The organism is Pantoea sp. USMM079 (assembly GCF_037153115.1).
In the GTDB taxonomy this organism is placed as follows: Bacteria; Pseudomonadota; Gammaproteobacteria; order Enterobacterales; family Enterobacteriaceae; genus Pantoea; species Pantoea communis.
This window is the reverse complement of record NZ_JBBCKX010000001.1, coordinates 553,517-567,535: the sequence shown is the minus strand read 5'-3', so window position 1 is coordinate 567,535 and position 14,019 is coordinate 553,517. Positions and strand designations below refer to the sequence as shown.

Annotated in this window: 18 protein-coding genes; 11 read left to right on the top strand and 7 right to left on the bottom strand. The window is 50.0% G+C overall.

Annotation, left to right across the window (positions count from 1 at the left end; all coding sequences use genetic code 11):
• Positions 1 to 19 precede the first annotated feature (19 nt).
• The 4 genes from WFP70_RS02670 (at position 20) to WFP70_RS02655 (ending at position 3,850) form a co-directional block, all read left to right on the top strand.
• A complete protein-coding gene (locus WFP70_RS02670) occupies positions 20 to 247 on the top strand; it encodes an ANR family transcriptional regulator (RefSeq protein WP_337022489.1) in 228 nt (75 codons plus the stop codon).
• Positions 248 to 463: 216 nt separating this feature from the next.
• Positions 464 to 772, top strand: a complete 309-nt coding sequence (locus WFP70_RS02665; RefSeq protein ID WP_337022488.1) for a hypothetical protein — start codon at positions 464 to 466, stop codon at positions 770 to 772.
• Positions 773 to 881: 109 nt separating this feature from the next.
• Positions 882 to 1,643, top strand: a complete 762-nt coding sequence (locus WFP70_RS02660; RefSeq protein ID WP_337022487.1) for a YadA C-terminal domain-containing protein — start codon at positions 882 to 884, stop codon at positions 1,641 to 1,643.
• A 236-nt stretch (positions 1,644 to 1,879) separates the two neighbouring features.
• The gene (locus WFP70_RS02655; protein ID WP_337022486.1) at positions 1,880 to 3,850 is read left to right on the top strand and encodes an autotransporter outer membrane beta-barrel domain-containing protein; all 1,971 of its coding nucleotides are present in this window, start codon (positions 1,880 to 1,882) and stop codon (positions 3,848 to 3,850) included.
• Positions 3,851 to 4,045: 195 nt separating this feature from the next.
• On the opposite strand, the gene WFP70_RS02650 is transcribed toward WFP70_RS02655, so the two are convergent.
• Together WFP70_RS02650 and WFP70_RS02645 are read right to left on the bottom strand one after the other, a co-directional pair.
• On the bottom strand, positions 4,046 to 4,306 hold the full coding sequence (locus tag WFP70_RS02650) for a YrhK family protein (RefSeq protein ID WP_337022485.1): 261 nt from the start codon (positions 4,304 to 4,306) through the stop codon (positions 4,046 to 4,048).
• A gap of 13 nt (positions 4,307 to 4,319) precedes the next feature.
• A complete protein-coding gene (locus WFP70_RS02645; RefSeq protein ID WP_337022484.1) occupies positions 4,320 to 4,994 on the bottom strand; it encodes an SOS response-associated peptidase family protein in 675 nt (224 codons plus the stop codon).
• Between the two features lie 54 nt (positions 4,995 to 5,048).
• Here WFP70_RS02645 and WFP70_RS02640 point away from each other — a divergent pair, with 54 nt between their 5' ends.
• The 5 genes from WFP70_RS02640 to ttcA all read left to right on the top strand — a co-directional run bounded on the left by WFP70_RS02640 (position 5,049) and on the right by ttcA (position 8,141).
• Entirely contained in the window at positions 5,049 to 5,291 is a 243-nt protein-coding gene (locus WFP70_RS02640; RefSeq protein ID WP_337022483.1) for a DNA polymerase III subunit theta, read from the top strand.
• Complete coding sequence (locus tag WFP70_RS02635; protein WP_337022482.1) at positions 5,288 to 5,506, top strand: hypothetical protein; 219 nt, start codon at positions 5,288 to 5,290, stop codon at positions 5,504 to 5,506. The genes WFP70_RS02640 and WFP70_RS02635 overlap by 4 nt, the downstream gene beginning before the upstream one ends.
• Before the next feature lie 194 nt (positions 5,507 to 5,700).
• A complete protein-coding gene (xisR, locus tag WFP70_RS02630; protein ID WP_337022481.1) occupies positions 5,701 to 5,916 on the top strand; it encodes an excisionase family protein in 216 nt (71 codons plus the stop codon).
• Between the two features lie 2 nt (positions 5,917 to 5,918).
• Positions 5,919 to 7,157: a tyrosine-type recombinase/integrase gene (locus tag WFP70_RS02625; RefSeq protein ID WP_337022480.1), complete on the top strand. Its 1,239-nt coding sequence runs from the start codon at positions 5,919 to 5,921 to the stop codon at positions 7,155 to 7,157.
• Between the two features lie 48 nt (positions 7,158 to 7,205).
• Positions 7,206 to 8,141 carry a tRNA 2-thiocytidine(32) synthetase TtcA gene (ttcA, locus tag WFP70_RS02620; RefSeq protein WP_337022479.1) on the top strand — a complete coding sequence of 312 codons (936 nt, stop codon included), beginning with the start codon at positions 7,206 to 7,208 and terminating at the stop codon, positions 8,139 to 8,141.
• 52 nt (positions 8,142 to 8,193) lie between these two features.
• Here ttcA and WFP70_RS02615 read toward each other — a convergent pair whose 3' ends face one another.
• From WFP70_RS02615 to WFP70_RS02600, 4 genes are all read right to left on the bottom strand, one after another.
• Positions 8,194 to 8,340: a hypothetical protein gene (locus WFP70_RS02615; RefSeq protein WP_167347098.1), complete on the bottom strand. Its 147-nt coding sequence runs from the start codon at positions 8,338 to 8,340 to the stop codon at positions 8,194 to 8,196.
• 306 nt (positions 8,341 to 8,646) lie between these two features.
• Positions 8,647 to 9,630: a zinc transporter ZntB gene (gene zntB, locus WFP70_RS02610; protein WP_034821343.1), complete on the bottom strand. Its 984-nt coding sequence runs from the start codon at positions 9,628 to 9,630 to the stop codon at positions 8,647 to 8,649.
• On the bottom strand, positions 9,627 to 9,764 hold the full coding sequence (locus WFP70_RS02605; RefSeq protein ID WP_166935008.1) for a hypothetical protein: 138 nt from the start codon (positions 9,762 to 9,764) through the stop codon (positions 9,627 to 9,629). The genes zntB and WFP70_RS02605 overlap by 4 nt, the downstream gene beginning before the upstream one ends.
• Before the next feature lie 79 nt (positions 9,765 to 9,843).
• On the bottom strand, positions 9,844 to 11,463 hold the full coding sequence (locus WFP70_RS02600) for a peptide ABC transporter substrate-binding protein (protein WP_337022478.1): 1,620 nt from the start codon (positions 11,461 to 11,463) through the stop codon (positions 9,844 to 9,846).
• Positions 11,464 to 11,674: 211 nt separating this feature from the next.
• On the opposite strand from WFP70_RS02600, the gene mpaA reads away from it, so the two are divergent.
• A complete protein-coding gene (gene mpaA, locus WFP70_RS02595) occupies positions 11,675 to 12,388 on the top strand; it encodes a murein tripeptide amidase MpaA (RefSeq protein ID WP_337022477.1) in 714 nt (237 codons plus the stop codon).
• Here the strand turns inward: mpaA and ycjG are convergent.
• Positions 12,357 to 13,343: an L-Ala-D/L-Glu epimerase gene (ycjG, locus tag WFP70_RS02590; RefSeq protein WP_337022476.1), complete on the bottom strand. Its 987-nt coding sequence runs from the start codon at positions 13,341 to 13,343 to the stop codon at positions 12,357 to 12,359. The two genes, mpaA and ycjG, sit on opposite strands and share 32 nt — an antisense overlap.
• Positions 13,344 to 13,496: 153 nt before the next feature.
• Between ycjG and tpx the strand changes: the two genes are divergently transcribed.
• Positions 13,497 to 14,000, top strand: coding sequence for a thiol peroxidase (tpx, locus tag WFP70_RS02585; protein ID WP_034821364.1), 504 nt, complete (start codon positions 13,497 to 13,499; stop codon positions 13,998 to 14,000).
• The last annotated feature ends 19 nt before the right edge of the window (positions 14,001 to 14,019 follow it).

Below are 14,019 nucleotides of genomic sequence, written 5' to 3'. Positions count from 1 at the left end.
CGCATTTAAAGGACATGAAATGAAGACCTTCAATAAAGTCAGAGTCACTCTGAGGAACAAGCGGTATTACTACATCGCAGAAGCCGCAGCCCGGGCGGAATGGTTTGGCCAATATCAGCAGGCGTCCGGGTTATGGTTTCGTGCCATGAGCCTGGCTGAGAAACAATGCAACGCTGAATGGGCTGAACATCGTCATTCTTTTTGTGAGACAGCTATTCGTAATGGATGGTCTCAAAAAGAATCTTAATAACACGGTCGCTCTCTCGGGATATTTACCCCTTTGTCCGACCACAAGAGAATATTCAGTTTCCTGACTTCACGGCGCACATTAACGATGTTAACTTCTCTGGGTCAGATAATATTTTTACACAAATCCTCACCAGGGATTTAATTACACACGGCACCACTATTATAAAAAAAAATAACACCCCTTAATCACTGAAACTATAATCAGGAGTGAAAGATGAATGATATACTTATTAGGCACATCGATAAGAAATTAAAGTCCACTGAAACTGAATCTCTGGAACAACTTGTTTATATTTTAGCAAAGCTTTCCCTCGTATCTGCTCCTGCGGCCTGGCTGGTTAAGTCAACGCTCAATCAGGGCGATATCCCCTGCCTGACCCGGGAACGTGCGCTGGAACTGCTTTATGAATGCGGTGGCGACAAGTCCTACATTCTCCCTTTATATACCGTGTTGAAAGCGGATGTAGTGGCCGTAAACAATATTCCAACACTAAAACTATCAATGCGCTCCATTAAGAATTAAGTTGGAATCAAAGAGGTTCCTAAATAGAGGAAGAACGTAAACATTAAGCGAGCCGCTCAACGCTACCAGTTCGCACGTCTCCATTTCATAAACTCAAAAGGACCACCTAGTGAAATTAAGATTATCTTTATTTATTATGCTTTCAGCCATGTCAACTCATTCAGTACAGGCAGTCAACGGTCACCTTAAAGCCAGAATTGCGGCAAATGAAAAAAACATTAAGCTTATCAAGGCGGACGTACAAAATGTTAAGAAAACATCGGAGAACAATCAGAAAGACATACAAAAAAATCTAAAAGACATTCGGTCAAACCAGGAAGGTATCCAGGAAAACAAAAAGGGTATAGGCGAAAACAAAAACAAAATTGAAACTAACGCAAATGAAATCCATCAAAACACTAATCGAGCCGAGAATAATGCGAGGAATATTAACTCCAATCAAGAGAAAATCACCAGTAACCGCAATGACATCAAGAAAAATGCTAATAGAATAGATAACAACAGCCAGCGTATTGATAAGAATGAACAGGGTATATTCAACAACTCGGCAAGACTGGACGGGTTTTATGATGATTTGGATTCATTAACAAGAAGTACGAATAACAGATTTCAAAAAATGGATAATAAAATTGATAAAAACCATCATAAGGCTATGGCGGGGATCAGCTCGGCTATGGCTATGGCCTCCATACCCCGTGTAGAAGGTAAAGTGGTAAGCATAGGTCTGGGTGGCGGCTCCTATGGCGGCCAGAGCGCAATGGCATTTGGTTCCAACTTTAAAATTGGCGACCGTGCGAGTGCCAGAACGTCCCTCAGTTATGACACCCGTAATACGATGGGGGTTGCAGCGGGCATTTCGATTGGCTGGTGACGAAAAGAATCTCATACCTTGATAATTCATTGAGGAATAACGCCTGCCATATAAATCCTAAAGAGTGATTCCTTTGGTCATTTACGCCCATTTTTTAGGATTATTAAAAAAAGGCCAGCCCTAACATCATGAAGATAATTCCACGGCATTATCAATCCGCGCCATTAGTTAAACCCCATATTTAGCAACCCCAGGCAATCATTAAAATCACCCCTTTCATAATCATAGGAATCAAAGTGAAAATTAACAAAACACAATTAACAATCGCGACTTCGATAGCATTTATTCTTGCCATTAAAACGTCCAATGTGTGTGCGTGGGATAACGTAACTGTCTTTGGCGACAGTCTCAGCGACGGGGGTAACATCGGACGCTTCACTAACAACGCCGGGCAGAATTCACTTTACGATGAAATTATTGCGCAACGCTTAGGTGATAATTTACGACCTTCAAATAAGGGAGGGCTTAACTATGCCCAGGCAGGTGCGACAGCATCACAAAAAGTCAATCCAGCCCTGAATACAGAGAACCAACTGACCTCTTATTTGCAATCAAGAGGAGGACATGCCGATAGCAACGGCTTGTATGTTCACTGGGTCGGAGCGAATGATATTGCGGCAGCGTTAAAGAATTCATTCCAGGCCCCCGACATGATCAAGAACAGCGCTGATTCATCCGTGTCACAGGTAAAAACGCTGTTAAACGCTGGTGCAGGTTTAATTGTTGTACCCAATGTTCCTCAACTTGGCATGACACCGTATATTGTGCAGATTTTGCTAAGTCATCTCGATGCGCCATCCATGGCCGCAGCATTTCAGGTATTGAATAATTCGACGACCTCTGATGAGGCATCTCGCCAGAAAACCTTACACGAGGCCTTTCATGCCGCTGCGGGGAAAATGTCCGATATCCCTGAAAAGCAGGAGGCTATCACTCAGCAGCTATTTGATGACTGGAAAAAACTCAGTTCGCAGGTGAACGGATTAACCGATCGCTACAATCAGCAGCAAGAGTCCCAGCTTGAAAAACTGAACGGAAATATCGCAAGGATGGATATAGCCGGCTTGTTTAACGAAGTGATCGCCAGCCCAAATCAATACGGGCTGAGTAATACCATTGGCACTGCATGTCCCCTTGGTCATTCTGCGGATAAATGCCACCCATCAGATACGGGGGGCGGAAAAGAACGTAATTACCTCTTTTCAGACCGATTGCACCCCAGCTCCACAGTGCATCGTATGATGGCAGATTATTTTCAATCTGTACTTTTGGCACCTGCCCAGGCCGCTTCCCTTTCTACATCAGCAGAACTGATGAACACCGATATGCATAGCACCTTAAACGGTCATCTCCAGCAACAACGTTCTCAACCCGCTGATGCAGGTAAGCTCTCCTTGTTTGGCGGTTATGCAGGAGGACGGCTTAAAACTAATTCCAACGTATGGCCAAACGGAAAGTCGACGACAGCCAACGCTACAGTGGGCATCGGGTATCAGCTCACTGACAGCTTACAAAGTGGAGTGATCTTTTCTACGAGCAACCAGCGAATGGGGCTATCGTCCGATTACGGTTACAAATTCCATGGCAGCTTGTCAGGTGTTTATGGTCAGTTCTTATTCTTGCAGGATGGGTGGTTAAATGCCGACTTCCACTACAGCTCCATCGATTACGACCATATCCAGCGCAAAATTCAAATTGGCCGTGCGCTTCGGACCGAACAGGGAAATACCAAGGGAAATCAACTGGGCATACGGCTTCAGACTGGCTGGAACTTTCCGCTTAGTGAGCGTGTAAAAACGGGTCCAGTTGTCGGCTATTCTCTGGATAAAACCTATGTGAAAGGTTACGGCGAGATTGATAATCGCAGCACATCAATGCACTTTTCAGATCAAACTTACCGTTCACAAATCGGTTCAATTGGCTGGCGTCTCGAAAGCAAGCAATTCTCGGTAAATCCTTGGGCACAGGTTACTTATTCGCATCAATTTGGAGACAAAGAAACAGGCGTTAGGGCTGGACTGAAATCAACGAAGACATCGTTTATTCGAACTTTTAAAACTGGCAACAAGGATTGGGTAGATGTAGCAATGGGATTAAATATTCCTTTAGGCAAAAATATCAATGCTTTTGCAGGAGTATCTACGGTCGCGACCAAAGCTGATTTTCATCCGATTACATGGAATGTCGGTATCAATGCTACATTCTAAATCGGGGTAGCACCGGGCATTTCGATTGGCGGGTAGTCCCTCTTCTAAACAATAGCCCCATCCAGAGGACGGGGCTACGGCCTGACAAGCGAGATGAATGATTGGACGGTTAAACATGACCTGTCAGGCGATAATATTTTTAGTACAACTCACAAAAAGCGTCAATATCTACGAGTGGCATCAATACCGCCCCCATTATTTGACGCTTCGTTTGCGCGCACGTGTCACATGTATGAGTTCACATAACGTTATTGCGGGTCTCAGCAGAAGCTGCAGGCTGCCTGCTACAAACAATCCCGTTCCATCCGTCATCAGCTTATCGTAAAAAAAGAAAATGCTGCCTATCAGAAACCATATTGCGATGAGCAAATCATTTAGGGCACCCAGTGCACGATACCGCCTCTCGATAACTATGTGATCGGCACCGATGCTGATTTCTGCATTCCGGTTTGGCATTCAGCCTCCCTGCTTATTCAGTTTTGATTTCCTCGATAAGGTTAGCACCCTGATTATGAATATTGCCCACCTTTGCGCTCACAGGATGCCAGGTAAACGCCTTTTCAGGCACAGTGGCGTCGTGCGCAATTTCCTGCGCGCGTGCCGGTGTCGTTTCTTCACTGAGCCATTCAAGTACTGCATCTGCAGAAAGTACCAGCGGCCGCCGATCGTGAATATCCACCATTCCTTTATTACTGGCCGCCGTGACAATGACAAAACCCTCGTGGCCATGATCTATATCGTAAGGCGCTTTACCGATGGCGGCAAAGAACAGCGGTTCATTCTTTTTGTGATAAATCAGGTAGGGCTGTTTCTTTTCCCCGTCCCGTTTCCATTCATACCAGGCGTCAGCCGGGACGATGGCACGGCCATGGTTCCAGAGTGGTTTAAACATGCGCCCCGTTGCAGCGGTTTCTCCGCGCGCATTAATGAGCGGTTGTTTATCCCACCATTCAGGGCCGTAGCCCCAGTAAACCGGATCCAGATGCAGTTCCTCATCGCGTTGGTTGAGCAGCAGCACCTTCGTGCCCGGGGCCACGTTGAATCGCCCAATGGGTTCCGGGTCATAAAGAATTTCCTCTGGCGTCAGCCCCAGTGATTCAAAATACTCATCTCTGCTGCTGTACTGCGCAAATCGTCCACACATAGTCACCTCCAGCCTTAAGGATAGGCGGTATACTCAAATAAGGAGGACAACACCATGTCTCATAACCTGGCCACACGCAGCAGAGAAGAACGCGATCGCATCAACGTGGATTTAGCCGCTTCAGGCGTGGCTTTCAAAGAACGTATGCACATGGCAGTCATACCGCAGGAAGCTGAAATGCAGCAACCCGAGGAACTGCGTGATTATTTCAGAGAGCGCCTGCAGTTTTACAGGAGTGTCGCCCTGCAGTTTCCCCGCGGTACTGACCCTGTTTACCTGAAGGAGACTGACAAATGAGTATCGTTTTCGTGCCGCCGCTTATCGCCTTGCTGCTGAGTAAGGAAAAAGAGAAAGGAACCTCTTTGACAGAGGAAGAGGTTCTGACCATTCGGGATAATGCGACGGCTATCGCGGTGGATAATGATGTTGCAGCCTCTATGGCACAGAGCCGTGGCTATCGTGATATTAACCCGGAAAACTGCTGGGAGGCGTGGTGCGAACTCAGGCATTAGCGCAGGGTTGAAATCCATTCATTCAACATTTTGATAGTCTGTTTAATTACCCATCATAAATCCCCTGACTAAGCGGCTTATATATGCCTTAGTTCAGGAAAGTGACTGTCTTTTTTGTCCCCTTCCCCATTTACTTTCCGCTTAAAAGTTAACCTGGTGGCATCTGCCATATCAATGCCCTATTGAGATTCCGTATGACTCAGATCGTATTTAATGAAGAGTGGGTTGTGGAAAAAAAACTCACTGAACGCACCGGGCTCGGAAGCCGTCAAATCGAAAATTATCGTCAGGAGTGCTGGATAGAAGGCGTCCATTTTAAACGCGTCTCACCGAAAGGAAATACGGCGAGTAAGCGCGGGACAACCTGGTACAACTATCCGCGGATTAACAAATTTATTCAGGATTCATGATAATGGCAGCTTTACCTACCGGCGTGGAAATCAGAGGGAAAAGTATCTGCATCTGGTTTATGTACCGGGGCCAAAGATGCCGGGAGCCGCTGAAGGGCTGGACGCATACGCCAGCCAATATCAAAAAAGCCGGGAGTCTTCGCGCCGTTATTGTCAGTGAAATTAACCTGGGTGAATTCGACTATCACAAACGCTTCCCTTCCTCGCGCCGGGCGCGCAAAGTCGTCACTACGCTGTCAATTAACACGATGGGCCAGCTGTGCGAAGCATGGATAAAAATCAAAGAAACGGAACTGACGGCTAATACCATGCGTAAAACGAAATCGCAGCTGAAAACGATACTGCACATCGTCAACGCTGATACGCCCATCTCGACCATCAGACACAGTGATATACTGAATTACCGCCTTCAGCTCCTTAATGGTTCTACCCTCTACAACCATAATAAACGAACCAACAGAACCGGACGCTCCGTCAGGACGGTTGATAATTATATTTCTCTGTTCAACTCATTGCTTCGCTTTGCCTATCTGTCAGGTTATATAACGAAAAAGCCTTTTGAGGGCGTCAGAAAACTTCAGAAATCCAGAACCAAACCCGACCCCCTATCACGGGCTGAATTTGATCAGCTCATGCAAAGCGAAACCGGACAGAGCCAAAATATGTGGAAATTCGCCATTTTCTCTGGAATTCGGCACGGTGAACTGGCTGCCCTGGCGTGGGAGGATGTGGACTTTAAGAACGGGACAGTTCACGTACGCCGTAACCTGACTTCCATGGGGCTGTATGGTCCACCAAAAACGCGCGCTGGCATCCGTGTGATCAAGCTTCTGCAACCCGCCATCGACGCGCTGAACGCGCAGCGCCTCCTTACTGAGCCACAACCTAAAACCCCAATAGTGATCCACCATCGCGAATATGGTAAGACGGAAAAGCAGAAAGTGCGGTTCATATTCATTCCGCGGGTAAAGAACGGGAAGCAAAAACCGGGTTATTCACTAACAAGCATTGGTGCGCGTTGGAATGCCGCTGTAAAACGTGCTGGAATTCGCCGCCGTAATCCGTACCATACGCGACATACTTTTGCCTGCTGGCTTTTGTCGGCTGGCGCTAACCCGTCATTCATAGCGAATCAGATGGGGCATGAGAACGCGCAAATGGTGTATGAAATCTACGCGACATGGATTGAAGAGATGAATGGCGAGCAGGTTGATATGCTTAACAGCAAACTGGCGATCTGAAGACAGTTGCCCCCTGTATGCCCCTTTTGGTTTCTGAGACAGTGAATAATGCAAGATAATCAAGAAGTAACAAAAAAAGAGCAGTATAATCTGAACAAGCTTCAGAAGCGTCTGCGTCGTAACGTGGGCGAGGCCATTGCTGATTTCAACATGATTGAAGAAGGCGATCGCATCATGGTCTGCCTGTCTGGCGGTAAAGACAGCTACACCATGCTGGAAATTTTGCGCAGTTTGCAGAAGAGCGCGCCGGTGAACTTCTCACTGGTGGCGGTCAACCTCGACCAAAAACAGCCAGGATTCCCGGCGCATATTCTGCCCGCGTATCTGGAAGAACAGGGTGTCGAGTACAAAATCGTTGACGAAGATACTTACTCGATCGTTAAAGAGAAGATTCCGGAAGGCAAGACCACCTGTTCGCTTTGTTCGCGTCTGCGTCGCGGGATCCTTTACCGCACCGCTACCGAATTAGGCTGTACCAAGATTGCGCTGGGCCATCATCGCGACGATATCCTGCAGACCCTGTTCCTGAACATGTTCTACGGCGGCAAAATGAAAGGTATGCCACCAAAGCTGATGAGTGACGATGGCAAACATATTGTCATTCGTCCGCTGGCCTATTGCCGCGAAAAAGACATCATCCGCTTCGCTGAAGCGCGCCAGTATCCGATCATTCCCTGCAATCTGTGCGGTTCACAGCCGAACCTGCAGCGTCAGGTCGTCGCGGATATGCTGCGTGACTGGGATAAACGCTATCCGGGCCGTATCGAAACCATGTTCAGCGCGATGCAGAACATCGTGCCATCGCACATGGCGGATATTAATTTGTTCGACTTTAAAGGCATTCAGCACGGCGATGAAGTGGTCGACGGCGGCGATATTGGCTTTGATCGCGAAACATTGCCGGTGAAACCTGCGGGCTGGCAGCCGGACGAAGAAGACGCACCGGAAATGAGCGTGCGACTGGATGTGTTAGAAATTAAGTAATTCGCAGACGATTCTAATTAAGGCGCAGCGCTTCGGCTCTGCGCCTTTTTTATTACCGGTGAGGTGGCGGATCGATGATCGGTGGAAACTCCGGATCGTAGGGAGGATCAGGTTCCGGAATTGGCTGCGGATGGGGAATCGGTTCTGGAATCGGTGGCGGATCGGTTGGAATGGGATCGCTGGCAATGAGTTCTTGCATGCCCTGCTCCTTATCGCTGAATGTTCTTTAAGCATAGGAAAGGAAACACAGCCAAGCCAAGCGGGCAAAAAAAAGCCGGCGGATTAGCCGGCGTTGTACGAATCAAATGTGCTATGCAGTAATTCTAAAAAAGGAAGTAAGACAATATGGAGCGCAACGCCCATCGCTTGACGTTGCATTCACCTGCGAGAGAGAGTTTGCCCCTGTTAGGCGATCCACTTATTGATATCGATCAGGTTTTTCCCGCTTTTTTGCTTACAGCACCTTATTTAACAGCGGGTTAACGCTTATAACCTGAGCCTTACATTACAACCAGTTGCGTCGTTTGAGCCATATCGCCACGCCCACCACCATCACCAGCAGTAGTACGCAGAACGCGGTGAAGCCCAGTGGCCAACTACCACCCGGAATACCGCCAAGGTTGACGCCAAACAATCCTGTCAGGAATGTCGCAGGCAGGAAAATCATCGCCATCAGCGACATGGTATAGGTGCGGCGGTTCATCGACTCTGCCAGTAAAGACGCGACTTCATCGGCCAAAATCCCGGTACGCGCTACGCCTGCATTGAGGTCATCCAGTCCACGTCCCAAACGATCGGCCACGTCCTGCATACGACGACGGTCGTCATCATTCATCCACGGCAGTTTTTCACTTGCCAGGCGGGCATAAACATCACGCTGTGGCGCCATATAACGACGCATCACGATCAGTTGCTTACGCAGCAGCGCTAACTCGCCGCGTGCCGGAACCTGCTGATCCATCAACGCATCTTCCAGCTCGATAATTTTGTCGTGCATCTCTTCGATAAATTCGCTGGCGTGATCGGTGAGCGCATCGCAAACATCCACCAGCCAGCTACCGCCATCCACCGGGCCGTTACCGTTTTGCAAATCAGCCAGCACTTCGTCAATGGCATACACTTTGCGGCGACGCGTGGAGACGATCACTTTATCGTTGATAAACACGCGCATGGCGACGAGTTGATCCGGTCGTGAATCGGCGTTGTGATTGACACTGCGCAGCACAATCATAAAACCGTCGCCCAGGCGCGTGACGCGTGGGCGCATGCTGTCGCCCGCTAACGCATCACGCACGGAATCGGGGATCAGCGGGGTATTTTGCAGCCACTCGGCACTTTGCCGTTGGGTGTAGTTCAGATGCAGCCAGCACGGACGCTCACAGTTGATGACATCTTTATCTTCAATCGGGATAACCCCGCCTTTGCCGTCGAGCTGGCAGGAGATAATGGCATCCGAAACTTTTAACGCTTTTCCTTCAATGACGTTCACTGACTCGCCTCACTTTCAAAATCAATACGATACAGTCTAGCGTGGCGCAGACGAGTTGCAATCATCAGGCTGTGAGCAAAGATGACAAGATAAAGGTGAGCATCCGCAGAAAGCGAGAGCGGCAACATCGTCATTGGATGCGTCTCCTTAATCCGTTGCTCCGGTTATGGAGACGCACACAATTACACCACTCTGCTGGTTAGCGTCGTTATATCAGTGCTTTTCGATCCACAGTTCGCGGCTGTAGGCGACATCTTCGGGATTGGTGATCGGATAACCTTTGACCCACGGTTTGATCAGTCGCCCGTTGGTATATTGGTAGATCGGGGCGATCGGTGCCTGATCGGCAATGATCTGCTCCGCTTTGTTGTAGTCGGTATTGCGGGCAGCCACGCTGGTTTCCATGCTGGCTTTGGTCAGCACCGCATCATAATCCGCGCTGTGGAAACGGGCGATATTGCCGGTGTGTGTTGAGGTCAGCAAACTCAGGAAAGTGGAAGGTTCATTGTAATCCCCGACCCATGACGCACGAATCACGTCAAAGTTACCGCTGTTGCGGCTGTCGATGTAGGTTTTCCACTCCTGGTTTTGCAGCGTAACGTCCACTCCAAGGTTCTTTTTCCACATCGACGCCACGGCGATGGCAATCTTCTGATGGCTTTCCGAGGTGTTATACAGCAGCGTCAAATGCAGCGGCTTCCCGGGACCGTAGCCCGCCGACGTCAGCAGCGCTTTAGCCTGTGCATTCAATTCCTGCTGGCTGTGCTGTTGCAGATAACTTTGCTGCGGTGTAAATCCTGCCGTGACGTCAGGTGTGAAGTGCCAGGCCGGTTTCTCCCCGGTACCCAACACTTTCTCGGCGATAATGCGGCGATCGATACTCCATGACAGCGCTTTACGCACGCGCACATCGGCGGTCGGTCCCTTTTCGGTGTTAAAAGCGTAGTAATAGGTGCCCAACTGATCCGGCGTATACACCTGTCCCGGCAACTCTTTTTTCAGCAGCGCATACATATTTTTCGGGAAGGATTCGGTGATATCGATATCGCCCGCGCGGTAACGTTTGGTGGCACTGGACTCTTCATTGATGGGGATAAAGGTCACTTTGGTGAGTACGGAATGGCTGTTGTCCCAGTAGTGTTGATTGCGCACCAACACAATTTTTTCGTTCACCACGCGATCCTGCAATTGATAGGCGCCGTTGCCCACCAGTTTACCAGGCGACGTCCAGCTATCAGGATTTTGCTCAATCACCTTCTGCGATACCGGATACATCGCGGCATTGGCTACCATGCTCGGGAACCACGGCACCGGGCGTGACAAGGTCACCTTGAGATGATTGGCATCGGTGGCTGTGACACCCAACTTATCGGCACTCATTTGCCCTTTGGTGATGGCATCCGCGTTTTCGATACCGCTCAGCGCGGCAAACCACGCAAAGGGAGAACTGTTTTTCAGCTCCACCAGGCGCTGCCAGCTATAAACGAAATCCTGTGCTGTGACCGGTTCGCCGTTAGACCAGCGCGCATCTTTACGCAGCGTGAAGATCCAGGTTTTGTTGTCGTTGCTGTGCCAGCTTTCTGCCACGCCCGGCACGATTTTGCCGTGCGCATCCTGATTGGTCAGCCCTTCGAACAGATCGCGCATCACCTGAATTTCTGGCAGACCCACGGCTTTCATCGGATCCAGCGAAGCGGGTTCGTCTTTAATATGGCGAACAATTTCCTGTGTTGGCGCTAACTGTGCGCCCGTTGGCACATTAGCAGCAAACACCGGTGAGAAAACACCAGCAATCATTACGGCGGCCAGCGTCTTGCGGAAAGTTAATTTCATCACCACTCCTTTACCCAAAAAAATGGCGACTGCGAAGAGGTCTGCGTCGCCAGCGTCTTTGGTGACTCTATCGCAAATTGCTGATTGATATATAGCTATTTCCCTGTCTGCTGTTTACCGTTATGTTGAGGCTGAATTGTCGGTCACATTTTTTAATCCTGAAGCGCCTTGCTATCCAGGCGCTCATTGCACGATTTCAGAGAGGAATGTCATGTCGTCACATCATCCCCGCCCGCTGCGCGGCAAACTCGACGCGGTCTGGCAACAATATGGGCAATCAGTGCTCGGCGCACCGCTGCTGTGGTTCCCGGCCCCGGCGGCCGATGCCGACAGTGGGTTGATCATTGCCGGCACGCACGGTGATGAAAATGCCGCCGTCGCGACCTTATCCGGTGCGATGCGCACGCTGCCGGAGCCACTGCGCCGCCATCATGTGGTGCTGGCGGTGAATCCGGATGGATGCCAATTGGGCCTGCGTGCCAATGCAAACGGTGTCGATCTCAACCGCAATTTCCCGGCCGCCAACTGGCAAAATGGCGACACGGTATATCGCTGGAACAGTGCAGCTGATGAGCGTGATGTGGTGCTGTCAACGGGCAGCAACCCCGCTTCCGAGCCGGAAACGCGCGCACTCTGTCAGTTGATCCATCAAATCAAGCCGCGCTGGGTGGTGTCCTGGCATGAGCCTCTGGCCTGCATTGACGATCCCCACCACAGTCACCTTGCGCAGTGGCTGGCAGAACAAACGCAATTACCGGTGGTGAGCAGCGTGGGCTATGCCACGCCGGGATCATTTGGCAGCTGGTGCGACGATCTCGGCTTGTTGTGCATAACCGCCGAGATGCCGCCCATTTCAGTGGATGAAGCGACTGAAGTGTACCTTGATGCGATGATTAACCTGCTGCGCTGGCAGCCGCAGGCTTAAGCACGCCGTGTGAAAAATGCAGCGACGGCTCAACATCGGCAGCCAGCCAGGTTGGGCCGTCAAGATCGGCGAATTTTGCAATCGGTGTCAGCGGTAACGCCGCGCGGATTGCCCTTGAAGTACACAGCATACAGCCGAGCATCACTGCAAACCCTTGCTGACGCGCCTCTTTTGCCAGCGCCAGGGCTTCCGTCAATCCACCGGTTTTATCCAGCTTGATATTCACCATCTCATAGCGCCCTTTCAACTGCGCCAGATTCTCCCGGGTGTGACAACTCTCATCCGCACAGATAGGAAGTGGGTGGACAAAGTTCGCCAATGCGGCATCTTCGGCTGCCGGAAGCGGTTGTTCGAGCATCGCAATGTTTAAATCTGCCAGTAGCTGACAGCGCGCCGCCAGCCCTTCTGCCTGCCAGGACTCATTGGCATCCACAATTAACGTCGCTTCCGGTACGGCACTGCGAATCGCCACCAGACGTTCACTGATCAAATGATGATCGAGTTTTATCTTCAGTAGACGCGCACCATGTTGCCACAACGCTAACGCGCTGCTGGCCATCGCTTCCGGTGTATCAATACTCACCGTATGCGCCGTAAAAATTTCATCAGCCAACTCAACACCGCACAGCGCCTGCAAGCTTTTACCCTGCTGCTGCCTTTCTAAATCCCACAGGGCGCAATCGAGCGCATTACGCGCGGCACCCGCCGATAATGCCTGTTGCAGTTCCGCCCGCGTCATGCCGTTCTGTATTGCAGGCAACTGCGCGGCAATTTGTTGCAGCACCGAGTCCTCACTTTCGCCATAGCGTGCGTAAGGCGTGGCTTCTCCCACGCCTTTCAGACCATCCTGTTCGATCTCGACCACCACAACATGCGCTTCCGTCCTGCTGCCGCGTGAAATAACAAACGGCGAATGCAACGGCCAGGCCTCTGGATAACTCTTCACTGTTCTCATTAATTCTCCTTAAATCCGTGGCTTAATTGCGATGTGCTTCTGCTATCGCGACGAAATGCGCTCGTAAACCCTTCAAAATTATGTCATAAACAAACGCTATATCTGCTCTGGCAGGCTTAATGCCAGACTTTTTCATCGCTAAAAGGAAATCGTATGTCTCAGAATGTTCACTTTCAGGGCAATCCGGTCCCGGTTGCAGGTCACTTCCCGCAGGCTGGCGAACAGGCAAAAGCTTTCTCTCTGGTCGCAAAGGACCTGAGTGACGTCTCCCTTTCTCAGTATGCAGGTAAACGCAAAGTTCTGAACATTTTCCCAAGTATTGATACCGGCGTGTGCGCGGCATCAGTGCGCAAGTTCAACGAGCGTTCTGGCGAATCCAGCAACACTGTGGTGCTGTGCATCTCTGCCGATCTGCCGTTTGCCCAGTCTCGTTTCTGCGGTGCAGAAAACGTGAGCAACGTGGTGACCCTGTCTGCGCTGCGCGGTGCTGAGTTCAAAGAAGATTACGGTGTGGCGATTGCTGATGGCCCACTGAAAGGCCTGACTGCCCGTGCAGTAGTGGTACTGGATGAAAACGACAAAGTGATTTACAGCGAATTGGTGAACGAAATCACCGAAGAGCCAAACTATGATGCGGCACTGGCTGCACTGAAGTAAGTATTAAGATGATGTGATA

What these genes read in the sequence shown, in the direction of transcription:
- WFP70_RS02615 (WP_167347098.1), bottom strand. Translation starts at nt 8,340, where the DNA reads ATGCAAGAACTCATTGCCAGCGATCCCATTCCAACCGATCCGCCACCG.
- WFP70_RS02635 (WP_337022482.1), top strand. Translation starts at nt 5,288, where the DNA reads ATGAGTATCGTTTTCGTGCCGCCGCTTATCGCCTTGCTGCTGAGTAAG.
- ycjG (WP_337022476.1), bottom strand. Translation starts at nt 13,343, where the DNA reads ATGAGAACAGTGAAGAGTTATCCAGAGGCCTGGCCGTTGCATTCGCCG.
- ttcA (WP_337022479.1), top strand. Translation starts at nt 7,206, where the DNA reads ATGCAAGATAATCAAGAAGTAACAAAAAAAGAGCAGTATAATCTGAAC.
- mpaA (WP_337022477.1), top strand. Translation starts at nt 11,675, where the DNA reads ATGTCGTCACATCATCCCCGCCCGCTGCGCGGCAAACTCGACGCGGTC.
- WFP70_RS02605 (WP_166935008.1), bottom strand. Translation starts at nt 9,764, where the DNA reads ATGACGATGTTGCCGCTCTCGCTTTCTGCGGATGCTCACCTTTATCTT.
- WFP70_RS02645 (WP_337022484.1), bottom strand. Translation starts at nt 4,994, where the DNA reads ATGTGTGGACGATTTGCGCAGTACAGCAGCAGAGATGAGTATTTTGAA.
- WFP70_RS02600 (WP_337022478.1), bottom strand. Translation starts at nt 11,463, where the DNA reads ATGAAATTAACTTTCCGCAAGACGCTGGCCGCCGTAATGATTGCTGGT.
- WFP70_RS02670 (WP_337022489.1), top strand. Translation starts at nt 20, where the DNA reads ATGAAGACCTTCAATAAAGTCAGAGTCACTCTGAGGAACAAGCGGTAT.
- WFP70_RS02665 (WP_337022488.1), top strand. Translation starts at nt 464, where the DNA reads ATGAATGATATACTTATTAGGCACATCGATAAGAAATTAAAGTCCACT.
- WFP70_RS02625 (WP_337022480.1), top strand. Translation starts at nt 5,919, where the DNA reads ATGGCAGCTTTACCTACCGGCGTGGAAATCAGAGGGAAAAGTATCTGC.
- tpx (WP_034821364.1), top strand. Translation starts at nt 13,497, where the DNA reads ATGTCTCAGAATGTTCACTTTCAGGGCAATCCGGTCCCGGTTGCAGGT.
- WFP70_RS02650 (WP_337022485.1), bottom strand. Translation starts at nt 4,306, where the DNA reads ATGCCAAACCGGAATGCAGAAATCAGCATCGGTGCCGATCACATAGTT.
- WFP70_RS02640 (WP_337022483.1), top strand. Translation starts at nt 5,049, where the DNA reads ATGTCTCATAACCTGGCCACACGCAGCAGAGAAGAACGCGATCGCATC.
- xisR (WP_337022481.1), top strand. Translation starts at nt 5,701, where the DNA reads ATGACTCAGATCGTATTTAATGAAGAGTGGGTTGTGGAAAAAAAACTC.